Annotated in this window: 9 protein-coding genes; 7 read left to right on the top strand and 2 right to left on the bottom strand. The window is 74.8% G+C overall.

Annotation, left to right across the window (positions count from 1 at the left end):
• Window positions 1-116 precede the first annotated feature (116 nt).
• A complete protein-coding gene (locus tag BLR12_RS06510; protein WP_176832427.1) occupies window positions 117-365 on the bottom strand; it encodes a WhiB family transcriptional regulator in 249 nt (82 codons plus the stop codon).
• A gap of 337 nt (window positions 366-702) precedes the next feature.
• On the opposite strand from BLR12_RS06510, the gene BLR12_RS06505 reads away from it, so the two are divergent.
• The 3 genes from BLR12_RS06505 to BLR12_RS06495 all read left to right on the top strand — a co-directional run bounded on the left by BLR12_RS06505 (window position 703) and on the right by BLR12_RS06495 (window position 3,096).
• Window positions 703-1,890: a cytochrome P450 gene (locus BLR12_RS06505; RefSeq protein ID WP_091375159.1), complete on the top strand. Its 1,188-nt coding sequence runs from the start codon at window positions 703-705 to the stop codon at window positions 1,888-1,890.
• A 153-nt stretch (window positions 1,891-2,043) separates the two neighbouring features.
• Window positions 2,044-2,250, top strand: a complete 207-nt coding sequence (locus tag BLR12_RS06500) for a hypothetical protein (protein ID WP_091375156.1) — start codon at window positions 2,044-2,046, stop codon at window positions 2,248-2,250.
• Between the two features lie 87 nt (window positions 2,251-2,337).
• Window positions 2,338-3,096, top strand: coding sequence for an AfsR/SARP family transcriptional regulator (locus BLR12_RS06495; RefSeq protein ID WP_091375153.1), 759 nt, complete (start codon window positions 2,338-2,340; stop codon window positions 3,094-3,096).
• A 175-nt stretch (window positions 3,097-3,271) separates the two neighbouring features.
• On the opposite strand, the gene BLR12_RS06490 is transcribed toward BLR12_RS06495, so the two are convergent.
• Window positions 3,272-4,306: an App1 family protein gene (locus BLR12_RS06490; RefSeq protein ID WP_091375150.1), complete on the bottom strand. Its 1,035-nt coding sequence runs from the start codon at window positions 4,304-4,306 to the stop codon at window positions 3,272-3,274.
• A 239-nt stretch (window positions 4,307-4,545) separates the two neighbouring features.
• Between BLR12_RS06490 and BLR12_RS06485 the strand changes: the two genes are divergently transcribed.
• From BLR12_RS06485 to BLR12_RS06470, 4 genes are all read left to right on the top strand, one after another.
• Entirely contained in the window at window positions 4,546-5,361 is an 816-nt protein-coding gene (locus BLR12_RS06485; protein WP_091375147.1) for a 3-oxoacyl-ACP reductase family protein, read from the top strand.
• 46 nt (window positions 5,362-5,407) lie between these two features.
• Complete coding sequence (locus BLR12_RS25490) at window positions 5,408-10,906, top strand: ATP-binding protein (RefSeq protein WP_091375143.1); 5,499 nt, start codon at window positions 5,408-5,410, stop codon at window positions 10,904-10,906.
• 23 nt (window positions 10,907-10,929) lie between these two features.
• Window positions 10,930-12,891 carry a 3-oxoacyl-ACP synthase III family protein gene (locus BLR12_RS06475; protein ID WP_091375139.1) on the top strand — a complete coding sequence of 654 codons (1,962 nt, stop codon included), beginning with the start codon at window positions 10,930-10,932 and terminating at the stop codon, window positions 12,889-12,891.
• Window positions 12,892-12,962: 71 nt separating this feature from the next.
• Window positions 12,963-13,838, top strand: coding sequence for an alpha/beta fold hydrolase (locus BLR12_RS06470; RefSeq protein WP_255363340.1), 876 nt, complete (start codon window positions 12,963-12,965; stop codon window positions 13,836-13,838).
• The last annotated feature ends 7 nt before the right edge of the window (window positions 13,839-13,845 follow it).

The raw sequence follows: 13,845 nt of genomic DNA, 5'->3' as shown, positions 1-13,845 counted from the left end.
GGCCTCCTCGGTCCGGGCCCACGCTACCTCCCGGTGCCCGCCGCGACGGTCGAGCACGCGCGACGGGCGGGTCAGCGGTCGCGTCCCCGTCCCCGTACCCGCCGACGGCAGCGCGGTCAGGCGCTGAGGTCGCTGCGCTGCTGCAGACGCAGCCGGCGGCGCTCGCGCTCGGACAGCCCGCCCCAGATGCCGAAGCGCTCGTCGTTGGCCAGCGCGAACTCCAGGCACTCGGCGCGCACGGTGCAGCCGGTGCACACGCGCTTGGCGTCGCGGGTCGAGCCGCCCTTCTCGGGGAAGAACGCCTCGGGGTCGGTCTCGGCGCACAGCGCCTCCAGCCGCCACGAGGCGTCGCCCGCGGGGGACAGGTCCGTCCACGGCGACGTGGCGTGCGCGTGCTGCTCGGCCGGGGCGTACCAGGCCGGGGCGTGCTCATCGGTCAGCAGGGTCAGGTGCGGGCGGGCGGAAGTGGACACGGTGGGCTCCTCGGGGAAGGGGGAGTGATCATCTGGGTGACGGACCGGTACGGCCTCGTTGCTGTATGTGACGTTACGGAACCGCGGCCAGCGAGGCACTGGCACAACGTGGACGAAACCGGCGACGGGTCCTGGCACCAGTTGTGGGTTGCCTGCCGGACCGGCGTGTCGCGGACCGGGGACGGTCGTCCCTGGTCCCGCGCTCCGGCCGCGAGCACCGTGGGGAGACATGACGACCACCCGCCCCACGTTCGACGACTTCCTCGCGTGGCTGGAGGCCGGCCGGGAGCAGGGCCAGGTCCACTTCGACGACCAGCAGCAGTGCTGGCACGTCCTGGGCCACCCGGAGGCCGGTGCCGTCCTGTCCGACCCGGCCGTCTTCTCCTCCGACCTCACCGCCCTGCAGCCCGAGCAGGACGACCTGGCGCTCTTCCAGCGCGGCAACCTGGTCCGGATGGACCCGCCGCGGCACCGGACGCTGCGGTCCCTGGTCGGCCAGGCGTTCACCCCGCGGGTGGTCGCCGACCTCGAGCCCCGGATCGCCCGGCTGACCGGGCAGCTGCTGGACGAGGCGGGGGAGCGCTTCGACCTGGTCGACGCGCTCGCCTACCCGCTGCCGGTCATCGTCATCGCCGACCTGCTGGGGGTGCCGACCTCCGACCGGGGCCTGTTCCGACGGTGGGCCGACGTGCTGCTCGGCCAGGAGATCGACCCGGACCAGGCGCTGCTGGAGACCGGCGAGCAGGCCGTGGGCGCGGTCGCGCCGGTCGTGCGGGAGATGAACGCGTACTTCCTGGACCACATCCGGTCCCGGCGGCTGCACCCGGCCGACGACCTGACCAGCCGGCTGGTGCGGGCCGAGGTGGACGGCGAACGGCTGGCGTACGAGGAGATCGTCGGCTTCGTCGGGCTGCTGCTGGTCGCCGGCCACGTCACGACCACCGCGACGCTGGGCAACAGCGTGCTGGCCCTGTCCGACGCCCCCGACGCCGCCGCCGAGGTCCGCGCCGACCCGGGGCTGCTCCCGGTGGCCATCGAGGAGGTGCTGCGGCTGCGGACGCCGTTCCCGCGCGTGGCCCGGCTGACCACGACCGAGGCCGAGGTGGGCGGCGTGCGGATCCCGGCCGGGCAGGTGGTGCTGCCCTGGCTGGCCGCCGCCAACCGGGACGGGCGGGTCTTCACCGACCCGGACCGGTTCGAGGTCCGCCGCCGGCCCAACCCGCACCTGACCTTCGGGCACGGCGTCCACTTCTGCCTCGGCGCCCCGCTGGCCCGGCTGGAGGCCCGGGTGGCCCTGCGCCTGCTGCTGGAGCGCTACCGGGACATCGCGGTGGCCGCCGACGAGCCGGTCGAGCAGCGCAACCCGTGGACGATGGTGGCCGTCTCCCGGCTGCCGCTGGAGGTCCGCGCGGCGTGACCGGGTCACGTCCGGCCCGTCGCCGGCCCGGGTCATCCGCCCGGGGGAATGCGCTCACCCACGGTGACGAGGGACCATGGGCCCGCCGGTCGACCACGCCCACCAGGGTCCGCCGGGGCCACCCTGAGTGGCGACCTGCGGCGGAAGGTGCCCGTGAGCGAGGACCGGAGCGGGACCCTGCTGGTGCGCGTGTGGCTGGAGGGCGGGACGGAGCACTTCCGTGCGCGGGTGTCCGCGGTCGCCTCGGACGCGCCCGACGAGGACCGCACCGTCGCCGTCGCCTCATCGCCCCGTGAGGTGCTCGATGCGGTGCGTGGTTGGCTCGACGACTTCACCGGGTCCCGGTCGACGACGGATTGACACCGGGCGGGCGACCTCCGAGCATCCCGCCACCGAGGCCCCTGACTGCTGCAGTCCTTCCCCGCAGGTGCCCGAGGGGGTGCTCCTGTGACTCTCGCCCCGGCTCCGCACGTCACACTGCTCGACGGGTTCTGCCTGCACCTGCCCGACGCGGCTGACGGCCGTCGGCTCGACGACCTCCCGCGGGGCGTGCAGCGCCTCGTCGCGCACATCTGCCTGACCGGGCGGCCGCCGCGGTCGGCCATCGCCGGGCACCTGTGGCCCGACGTCCCCGAGGAGCACGCCCACGGCAGCCTCCGGTCGACCCTGTGGCGGCTGCAGAAGACCGTGCCCGGCCTCGTGGAGGCGTCGGCCGGCTGCCTGGCGCTGGCCGACGGCGTGCGGGTCGACGTCCGGGAGCTCGACGACTGGGCCCGCCGGGTCCGCGACCCCCGGTCCTGCCTCACCGAGGTCGAGGTGCCCGAGGCCGGCCTCCTCGGCGAGCTGCTCCCCGGCTGGTACGACGACTGGGTGCTGCTCGAGCGCGAGCGGCTGCGCCAGCTGCGGATGCACGCTCTCGAGCAGGTCGCGCAGCGGTTCGCCGGGGCCGGCCGGTACGGCGACGCGGTGCAGGCCGCGTACGCGGTGGTGCGGGCCGAGCCGCTGCGGGAGAGCGCGCACCGCACGCTGGTGTCGGTGCACCGGGCGGAGGGCAACGTCTCCGAGGCGCTGCGGGCCTACGCCCAGTTCCGGGCCCTGCTGGCCGACGAGCTGGGGGTCGCGCCCACCGGGCAGATGGAACGCCTGGTCGAGGGGCTCGGTGTCCCCGCCGCCCGTCGCGGCGACGTCGCGGCGACGCCGCGGTGACGCACCCGGCCCAGGGCGTGTCTGACGGACCTCCAGCCTCGATAGCAACGCCCACGCGGCGCTCCGCCGCGTTCGAGGGGTCGCTGGACACGACCCCGGTATCCAGCGACCCCTCGGCCGTGCGGAGCATCCGCCTGTCCGGCGCTTCCGTCGGCATGGATCCGTCAGACGCGCCCTAGAGGCGGGCGGTGTCCAGCACGCCGCTGCGGTGCAGGAGGTCGGCCAGGGCCCGGCCGTCGCCGGCGCGGACGACGGGGACGGCGCCGACCCGCTCCTCGGTCTGCGGCGGCTCGGTGCCGATCGGGGCGACGGTGCGCAGCGCGATCGCGACGACCCGGTCGGGGTGCGACCGGGCGAAGTCGGCGTAGATCGCCGGGTCGTGCTCGCCGTCGTCCCCGACCAGCACCCACCGCACGCCGGGCAGGTCCGCGGCCAGCCGCTCCAGGGCGCCGCGCTTGTGGGCGCGGCCGCTGCGGAACCAGGCGCGCGGGCTGATGCCCCAGTCGGTGAGGGACAGCGCGCCGGCGGGGAAGTCGTGCCGCTCCAGGAAGTGCGTGATCGGGCCGGCCAGGTTCCACGGCCCGTTGCTGACGTAGACGACGGGCGGGTGCGGGAGACCCTCGACGAGCCGGTTCAGCAGCGCGGCCATGCCGGCCACCGGACGGCGGGTCGAGCCGTTGCCCGCGAACGTGCGCCACGCCGCCCGCAGCGGGTGCCGGATGCCGGTGATCCAGACGGTGTCGTCGATGTCGCAGACGACGCCGCGGGTCGCGTCGGGGGAGGCCACGTGGACCGGCGCCGTGGCCGGCGGGCGGCCCTCGGCGTGCAGCAGTGCGGCGGCCCGGCCGGGCCGGAGCTCGGCGGGCACGGTGAGGTCGATGAGGCCGGCCTCGTCGGCGCGGGCGCGGGTGCGGGTGCCGCCGACGGTCACGTCGATCTCGCCGTGCGGCTGCTCCAGCGTCAGCAGCCGGCGCCAGACCGGGATGTCGAGTCGGGCGTCCGGGTCGGTGCCCGGAGGGGCGAGCAGCAGCCGGCCGCGCACCCGCGCCCGGCCCTGCGCGGCGTAGCCGGGGTAGCCCAGGGCGGCGGTCGTCCAGCCGCGGCGGCGGGCGAGGCCGGACAGCGCCCGGTTGACGCCGGTCTTGACGCGGTGGGCGGCCGCGACGGCGCGCAGCGACCAGCTCGCGGGGAGAGCGGGCTCGTCGGACACGGGCACCTCCGTCGGGACGGTGGGGACCAGACCGTACTGACCGGGGCCGCGCGACCGCCCCCCGGCCGCGACCTCCCGGCCAGGACACAGCGGTCACCGGGCGCCCTGCCGGGTCTGCCCTTGCCGTGCCTCCCGGTCGGCACCATGCTGCCCGTACCGGGATGCCGGACACGTGACCCCGGTCACGATCCGGTCCGGTCCAGGCACCAGATGCGCACCCGAGTCCCCAGGAGGAGCCGGTGACAGCGACCCAGGCCCGTACGAGCAGGACCGGCGAGAAGCTCCAGGGCCGCACGGCCTTCGTGACCGGTGGCACCCGCGGGATCGGCGCGGCCATCTGCCGCAGCATGGCCGCCCAGGGCGCCGACGTCGCCGCCGGCTACAGCGGCAACGACGAGGCCGCCGAGAGCTTCCGCAAGCAGTTCTGCGACGACTTCCCCGACCAGGGTTTCTCCGTGCACAAGGGCGACATCGCCAACCCCGACGACTGCCGGCGCACCGTCGCCGAGGTCATCGCGGAGCACGGTCGCCTCGACATCCTGGTCAACAACGCCGGCATCACCGCCGACCGCACCGTGCTGAAGATGACCGACGACGACTGGCGCCGGGTCATCGACGTCAACCTGTCGGGCGCCTTCTACCTGTCGCAGGCCGCGCTGAAGCACATGCTCGAGCGCGGCACCGGGCGGATCGTGATGATCTCCTCGGTCATCGGCGAGATGGGCGGCATCGGCCAGTCGAACTACTCCTCGGCCAAGGCCGGGCTGCTGGGGCTGACCAAGACGCTGGCCCGGGAGGCCGCGATGCAGGTGCAGCGCTCGGGCAAGGCCGACGGGCTGGGCATCACCGTCAACGCCGTGACGCCGGGCTACACCGCCACCGAGATGCTCGGGACGGTGCCGGACAAGGTCCTCGACCAGCTCAGGGCCAAGACCCCGATCGGCCGGCTGGGCGAGCCGGAGGAGGTCGCCCGCGTCGTGCACTTCCTCGCCGCGGACGCCTCCGGCTACATCACCGGGCAGGTCTGGGGGGTCAACGGCGGCCTCGACATGTAGCCGACGAGACGACGTCCCCAGTCCAGCGAGAGGAAGAGGTGTCCGGGTGTTCGACCGCATCGCCGTCGTCAACCGAGGGGAGCCCGCGCTGCGGCTGATCCGCGCGGTGCGGGAGCTCAACGCCGAGCACGGCACCCGCACCCGGGTCGTCGCCCTGCACACCGAGGCCGAGCGCCGGGCGACGTTCGTGCGGGCCGCCGACGAGGCGGTGCTCCTGCACGAGACCGGCAACGGGTCCCCGTACCTCGACCACGCCGAGCTGGGCCGCGCGCTGCGGGCCAGCGGCGCCGACGCGGTCTGGGTGGGCTGGGGATTCGTCGCCGAGGACCCCGCCTTCGCCGAGCTGTGCGCCGACCTCGGCGTGACCTTCGTCGGCCCGTCGCCGGAGGCGATGCGCCTGCTCGGCGCCAAGATCGAGGCCAAGGTCCTCGCCGAGAAGACCGGGGTCCCGGTCGCGCCGTGGAGCCACGGCCCGGTCGAGGGCCCTGACGACGGCCGGCGGCACGCCGAGGCCATCGGCTACCCGCTCATCGTCAAGGCGCGCAGCGGCGGTGGGGGCCGCGGCATCCGGGTCGTGCGCTCGGAGTCCGAGCTGGACGAGGCGCTGGCGCGCACCGCGTCGGAGGCGGCGAAGAGCTTCGGCGACCCGGTCGTGTTCATGGAGCGGCTGGTCGAGGGCGGCCGGCACGTCGAGGTGCAGGTGATCGCCGACCGGCACGGGACGGTCTGGGCGCCCGGCGTGCGCGACTGCTCGGTGCAGCGGCGCAACCAGAAGGTGATCGAGGAGTCCAGCTCACCGGCCCTCACCCCGGAGCAGGACGCCGCCCTGCGCGAGTCCGCGATCGCGCTGGTCCGGGCCGCCGGCTACGTCGGCGCGGGCACCGTCGAGTTCCTGTACCAGCCGGAGGAGCAGCTCACCACGTTCCTCGAGGTCAACACCCGGCTGCAGGTCGAGCACCCGGTGACCGAGGCGACCACCGGGCTGGACCTGGTGAAGCTGCAGCTGCACGTCGCGGCGGGCGGCCGGCTCGAGGGCGACCCGCCCGCGGCCACCGGGCACGCCGTCGAGGCGCGGCTCACCGCCGAGGACGCCGAGCAGGGCTTCGCGCCGGCGCCCGGCCGCGTCGAGCTGCTGCGGCTGCCGACCGGGCCCGGCGTCCGGGTGGACACCGGGATCGGCGTCGGCGACGTCATCCCCCCGCAGTACGACTCGATGATCGCCAAGGTGATCGCCTGGGGCCGCGACCGCCCCGAGGCGCTCGCCCGGCTGCGCTGCGCCCTGCAGGAGACCACCGTCGTCCTGCGCGGCGGCGCCACCACCAAGTCCTTCCTGCTGGACCTGCTGGACCGTCCGGAGGTCGTGGCGGGCACGGTCGACACCGGGTGGCTGGACCGGGCCGGCACCGGCGACGGCGCCCGGCCCGCCGGCCACGCGTGGGTGGCGCTCGTGCAGGTCGCGGTCGACCTGGCCGAGGCCGAGGAGGAGCAGGAGCGGCTGGCGTTCCTGGCGTCGGCCCGCGGCGGCCGGCCCCGGGCGCCGCACGAGGTCGGCCGCACCGTCGAGCTGGGCATGCGCGGGCAGGTCTACCGGCTGACCGTCGCCACGGTGGACCGCGACCGGCACCGGGTCGGGCTCGACGGCCGGCTCGTCGACGTCGAGGTGGACCGGCTCGGCCGGCTGGAGAGCCGGCTCACCATCGGCGGACGGCGGTACGCGGTGGTCGCGGTCGAGGCCCCCGGGTCCACGCTGGTCGAGGTCGACGGCGAGACCCACCGGGTGGGCCGGGACGTCGGGGGGATCGTCCGCGCCCCCGCCCCGGCCGTGGTCGTCGCGGTCCGCGTCGCGCCCGGCGACGAGGTCGAGGCCGGCCAGCCGATCGTCGTCCTCGAGAGCATGAAGATGGAGACGGCGGTGCGGGCCCCGTTCGCCGGCCGGGTCCGCGAGGTGCGGGCCGCGGTGAACAGCCAGGTCGACGCCGGCGCCCCGCTGCTCAGCCTCGACCGCACCGGCGGCGAGGTCGAGGAGGCCAGCGGCGACCGCGTGGCCCTGCCGGGCGGGGAGGAGACGCCCGACGGCGACCCGCGGGCCCGGGCGCTGGCCCGGCTGGCGGCGCTGCGGGCGCTGGTCACCGGCTACGACGTCAGCGGCGGGCACGCGAAGCGGCTGGTCGCCGAGTACGCGGCCGCCCGCGACGAGCTCCCCGTGGACGACGCGCAACTGGTGCACGCCGAGCTCGACGTCCTGGTCACCTTCGCCGACGTCTCCGAGCTCACGCGCAACCGGCCGGCCAGCGCGGAGGAGGAGGCCGACACCCAGGTCCACAGCCCCCGGGAGTACTTCCACGCCTACCTGCACTCCCTCGACGTCGAGCAGGAGGCGCTGCCGGAGGCCTTCCGTGCCCGGCTGCGGCGGGCGCTGGCGCACTACGGCGTCGAGGACCTCGAGCCCAGCGCGGAGCTGACCGAGGCGGTGCACCGGGTCTTCCTGGCCCAGCAGCGCGTCGCCGAGCAGCTGCCCGCGGTCTCGGCGCTGCTGGACCGCTGGCTGACCGCCGACCGGCTGCCCGAGGGGCCGGCGCGCGGAGAGGTCGGGGAGGTGCTCGACCGGCTGGTGGTCGCCACCCAGCTGCGCTACCCGGCGGTGGGCGACCTGGCCCGCGCCGTCCGCTACCGGCACTTCGAGGAGCCGGTGGTCCGGGCTGCCCGGCAGGAGGTCCTCGACCGGGCCGCGCGGTTGCTCGACGAGCTCGACGAGGCGGCGTCCCGCGGGGACACCTCGGAGAGCATCCGGCGGATGGAGGCGCTGGTCGCCAGCCCCGAGCCGCTGGTGCGGCTGCTGGCGCAGCGGTTCGACCGCCCGACGGCGGTCCCGGACCCGGTCCTGGAGGTGCTCACCCGCCGCTACTACCGCAGCCGCAGCCTGGAGGACGTCCGGTCGACCCTGCTCGACGTGGACACCTGCGTCACCGCCGAGTACGACCTCAACGGCCAGCGGCTGCACCTGGTCGCCCTGATGGCCGACCGGACCCGCCTGCCGGCGGCCCTGGAGTCGCTGGCCGGGCGGCTGGCCGACGTCGCCGACCCCACGCAGGTGGTCGTGGACCTCTACGTGAACTGGCCGGACCGGCCGGCCGACGCCGACGAGCTGTCCGAGCAGCTGCGCGGGGTGCTGGACGACGTCCCGGCGCTGCGCACCGGCCGCCGGGTCACCGTCACGGTCTGCACCCCGGACGGTGAGGTCGAGACGCTGACCTACCGCCCGGCCGAGGACGGCGGGCTCGCCGAGGAGCGGATCATCCGCGGGCTGCACCCGCTGACCGCGCAGCGGTTCCAGATCTGGCGGCTCAAGGCGTTCGACGGCGAACGCGTGCCCTCGCCCGAGGACACCTACCTGCTGCACGTCACGGCGAAGGAGAACCCGAACGACGAGCGGTTCATCGCCATGGCCGAGGTCCGCGACCTGACCCCGCTGCGCGACGAGGCGGGCGAGGTCGTCGGCTTCCCGACCGTCGAGCGCCAGCTCACCTCCTGCCTGGACGGCCTGCGGCGGGCCCAGCCGCTGCGCCGGTCGCGGCGGCCGCTGGAGCACAACCGCATCTACCTCTACGCCTGGCCGTCGATCGAGGTGCCGCTGTCCCAGGTGGCGACCTTCGCGCGCACCTCGGCGCCGCTGACGATCGGCGCCGGGCTGGACCAGATCGTGCTGCTGGCCCGGCTGCAGGAGGAGGAGGGCCGGTCACCGCGCGACGTGGCCCTCCGGTTCACCTACCGGCCCGGCGCCGGCGTCCGCGTCGAGGTGACCGACCGCCCCACCGAGCCCATGCGGCCGCTCGACGAGTACACGGAGAAGGTGCTCAGCTCGCGCGCCCGCGGAGCCCCGTACCCGTACGAGCTCAGCGGCATCCTCGCCGGCCCGGGCGGCTCGTTCGTCGAGCTCGACCTGGACGCCGACGGACGGCTCGCCCCGGTCGAGCGCCCGCCGGGGCAGAACCGGGCGGGCATCGTCGCCGGGCTGGTGACGACGCCGACGCCGCGCTACCCGGAGGGGATGACCCGGGTGGCCCTGTTCGGGGACCCGACCAAGGCGCTGGGCACCGTCGCCGAGCCGGAGTGCGCCCGGGTGGTCGCGGCGCTGGACCTGGCCGAGGAGCGGGGGATCCCGGTCGAGTGGTTCGCGCTGTCCTCGGGCGCGCGCATCTCGATGGACAGCGGCACCGAGAACATGGACTGGGTCTCCCGGGCGCTGCGCCGGATCATCGAGTACACGCAGGCCGGCGGGGAGATCAACGTCGTCGTCACCGGCATCAACGTCGGCGCCCAGCCGTACTGGAACGCCGAGGCCACGATGCTCATGCACACCAAGGGCATCCTGGTCATGACGCCGGACAGCGCGATGGTGCTCACCGGCAAGCACTCGCTGGACTACTCCGGCGGGGTGTCGGCGGAGGACAACTTCGGCATCGGCGGCTACGACCGCGTGATGGGACCCAATGGGCAGGCGCAGTACTGGGCGCCGGACCTCAACGGCGCGCTGGACGTGCTGTTCCGGCACTACGACCACGCCTACCGCGCGCCGGGGGAGCGCTGGCCGCGGCCGGCCGACACCACCGACCCGCGGGACCGCGACGTGCGCTCCTTCCCGCACGAGCACCCGGCGAGCGAGTTCACCACGGTCGGCGACGTCTTCTCCGCGGAGAAGAACCCCGAGCGCAAGAAGGCGTTCGACATCCGGACCGTGATGCGGGCGGTCACCGACCAGGACCACGCGGTCCTCGAGCGGTGGGCCGGCATGGCCGACGCCGACACCGCCGTCGTGCTGGACGCCCACCTCGGCGGGCACCCGGTGACCGTCCTGGGGGTGGAGTCCCGGCCGATCCCGCGGCGCGGCAGCCACCCGGCCGACGGCCCGGACCAGTGGACGGCGGGGACGCTGTTCCCCCGCTCCTCGAAGAAGACCGCGCGGGCGATCAACGCCGCCAGCGGCAACCGGCCGCTGGTCGTGCTCGCCAACCTGTCGGGCTTCGACGGGTCACCGGAGTCGCTGCGGAACATCCAGCTGGAGTACGGCGCGGAGATCGGCCGGGCGATCACCAACTTCGACGGCCCGATCGTCTTCTGCGTCGTCTCCCGCTACCACGGCGGCGCCTTCGTCGTCTTCTCCGGCGTCCTCAACGACAACATGGAGGTCCTCGCCGTCGAGGGCTCCTACGCCTCGGTGATCGGCGGCGCCCCGGCCGCGGCCGTCGTGTTCTCCCGCGAGGTGGACAAGCGCACCGGCGCCGCCCCCCGGGTGCGCGAGCTGGAGGCCACGATCGCCTCGGCCGACCCCGTCGAGCAGGCCCACCTGCGCGCCGAGCTCGCCGGCGTGCGCAGCGCCGTCCGCTCGGAGAAGCTGGGCGAGGTCGCCGCCGAGTTCGAGGCCGTCCACGACATCGAGCGCGCCCGCCGGACGGGCTCGGTGCACGCCATCATCCCCGCCGCCGAACTGCGGCCCCGTCTCATCGCCGCCGTCGAGCGCGGCATGGAGCGGGCTGTCCGGAGCTGAACCGCCCGACCGAGAGGACCCCCGTGAACGCCTTCGTCCTGAACCAGCACGGCCGCATGGTGTTCCCCTCGAACATCATGCCCGAGCTGGACTTCTCCACCATGGAGACGCTGGAGCAGCTCGACAGCGTCATCCGCCGGGACTTCGAGACCAAGGCCCCGAGCGGCACCGAGATCCTCGAGCGGGTGCAGACCGGCGGCTACGCCACCCGGTACGACCTGATGCGCGACCTCGCGCTGAACCTGTTCTGGGCCAACCGCTTCTCGATCACCATGTACGACAAGCGGCCCACCCGCTGGGCCGACGTCCCCCGGACCCGCCCCGACGTCTTCCTGCCCGTGCTGGAGCCGTGGGAGGAGGGCGAGGCCAAGGTCAGCGGCGTCCAGCAGGCATACCCGCAGCTGCCCTCGCGGTGGGACGAGGGCTGCGAGGACCGCATCTTCGACATCCTGTTCGACGTCTTCGCCAACCGCCGGCACCACGCGACGACGCTGCCGGCGCTCAAGCCGACCGTCGCGGAGTTCCTGGAGCAGCCGGGGAACCTGACCTTCCGGCTGCCGGACTACGACCCGGACTACCCGGTCTACGACTACACCGACATCCTCGACGTCTCCGAGGACGTGCCGGAGCTCGAGGCGCTGCACCGCTGGGCGATGGTGCTGCACAACCAGTACCCCTGGGAGCGGTCGAAGATGGAGCTGGCCGAGGCCGGCGACCTCAAGGACGACGACTACGTGGTCGCCTTCCACCCGCGGGACAAGGAGGTGCGGGCGTTCCTGCGCCGGTTGCGCGCCGGTGCGCAGCCCCGGCAGGCCGCCGTGCCGCGGGAGTCCCGGCCGCCGGTGCGGCCCTACCCCGAGCTCGACGTGCGGCAGCGCTTCTCGGTGCAGCCGCGGATCGAGGCGCTGGCCGCGGTGCACGGCGACCAGGTGTGCAGCAACGACGACCTGATCCGCAACACGGCCTACAACTGGTCGCCGATGAGCGCCGACGAGATCGCGGCCAAGACCGGCATCGAGCAGCGGGAGTACAGCTCGCTGCCGCTGGAGGAGCTCGCCCTGCAGGCCGCCGAGGCGGCGCTGGACAAGGCGGGCCGGCAGCCGGAGGAGATCGGCGGCGTGCTGGTCTGCACCTGCACCAGCTCCCGGCTCATCCCGTCGCTGGCCACCTACCTCTGCGGCCAGCTCGGGATGCACCAGGTCTACGCGGCCTACGACATCATCGCCGCCTGCGCCGGCATGCCCTACGGCGTCGCCGACGCCGTCCGGATGCTGCAGGAGGTCGAGCGGCCGGTCCTCGTCGTCTGCGTCGAGAAGTTCTCCGACAAGATCGGCAACGTCCGCACCTCGCGGATGATCTTCGGCGACGGTGCGGCGGCGCTGGTCGTCGGCCCGGCGCCCGAGGGCACCGACGGCGACATCGACTACATGAAGACCTACGCCAGCGGCCCGGCCAGCGAGGTGAACTCGATCCTCTGGCCCAACCCCGAGTTCGACAACAACATCACGGTCTTCGGTCCGCAGGTGAAGGCGCTGGCCGGCCGCTACCTGTCGCAGATGATCGACGAGCTCGGCCAGCTGCCCGCGCCGGAGGGCCGGGACGGGTCGCTGATGGACGCGATCGACCTGATCGTGCCGCACCAGGCGAACAAGACGATGGTGATCGGGCTGGCCGAGCGCGCCGGGCTGACTGCTGACCAGCTCTACTTCAACATCGAGCAGGTCGGCAACACCTCCTCGGCGAGCATCCCGCTGGCCATCCACGACGCGGTGCGCGACGGGGTGATCACCGAGCCGCTGCGGGTCTTCGCGCCCGGGTTCGGCGCGGGCGCCGTCGCCGGGTACACCGTGATGCGGGTCGACCCCGCGGTGGTCGCCGTCCAGGCGCCGTCCGTGCCGCACGAGGCCGGTGGCGAGGCGCCGGTGCCCGCGCCGTCGGCCGGATCCGGGTCGGCCTCGGAGGAGATGCGGGAGGCGTTCGGCTGATGGAGGACCTCCCTGCGGGGTCCCGCCACTCGCGGGCTCACGGCGGGACCCCGCAGGGAGGCCACACGACGGTGCGCGGCGCGGACGGGACCCGGCTGCGCGCCTGGAGCAACGGCGGGGACGGCGTCCCGGTCCTGCTCTGCAACGGGCTGGGCGCGCCGCCCGCGGCCTGGCCGGGGATCACCGGCCGGGACAGCGGCTTCCGCGTGGTCACCTGGGCGCACCGCGGCCTGTCCGGCTCCGAGCGGCCCGCCGACCGGAGCCGGGTGCGGGTCGAGGACCACGCCGACGACGCCCGCGCGGTCCTCGACGCCTACGACCTGCCCTCGGCCACGGTGGTCGGCTGGTCGCTGGGCGTCAACGTGGCGTTCGAGCTCGCGCTCGAGCAGCGGTCCCGGGTCCGGTCGCTGCTGGCGGTGGCGGGTGTGCCGGGCGGGAGCTTCTCCGCGATGTTCGCCCCCTACGGCGTGCCGCGGCGGCTGCGTGCCCCGGTGGGGCGGCTGAGCAGCCGGCTGCTGCCGGTGTTCGGGCCGCTGCTGCCGGTGGTGGTGGCCAGCCTGCCGCCGTGGCACGAGCTGCTGACCCCGGCGGGGGTCGCGGGCCCCGCGCGGGAGGCCACCCACCCGGCCGCGCTCCAGCGCGTGCTGCACGAGTTCTCGCGGCACGACTGGCGCTGGTACCGGCACCTGGCGCTGGCGGTCGCGGAGCACGCACCGCTGGACGTCGCGAGCGTGCGCTGCCCGGTCGCGTTCGTGGCCGGCCGGCACGACACCCTGGTCGACCTGGCCGACGTCCGGGCGGCGGCGCGGTCGGTGCCCGGTGCGCGGCTGCGCACGCTCGCCGGCACGCACTTCGTGCCGCTGCAGTACCCCGAGGTGATGCGCGAGGAGCTGCAGGGCCTCGTCGCCCGCGAAGGGCGTCAGCCCCGCACGCGGCCCCCGACGTAGGCGTCGG

Source organism: Geodermatophilus sp. DSM 45219, from assembly GCF_900104025.1.
Taxonomy (GTDB): Bacteria; Actinomycetota; Actinomycetes; order Mycobacteriales; family Geodermatophilaceae; genus Geodermatophilus.
Note: the sequence above shows the minus strand (reverse complement) of the source record. Positions and strands in the feature narration are given on the sequence as shown.

Coding starts and splice junctions, on each gene's coding strand:
- BLR12_RS06505 (WP_091375159.1), top strand. CDS start 703: ATGACGACCACCCGCCCCACGTTCGACGACTTCCTCGCGTGGCTGGAG.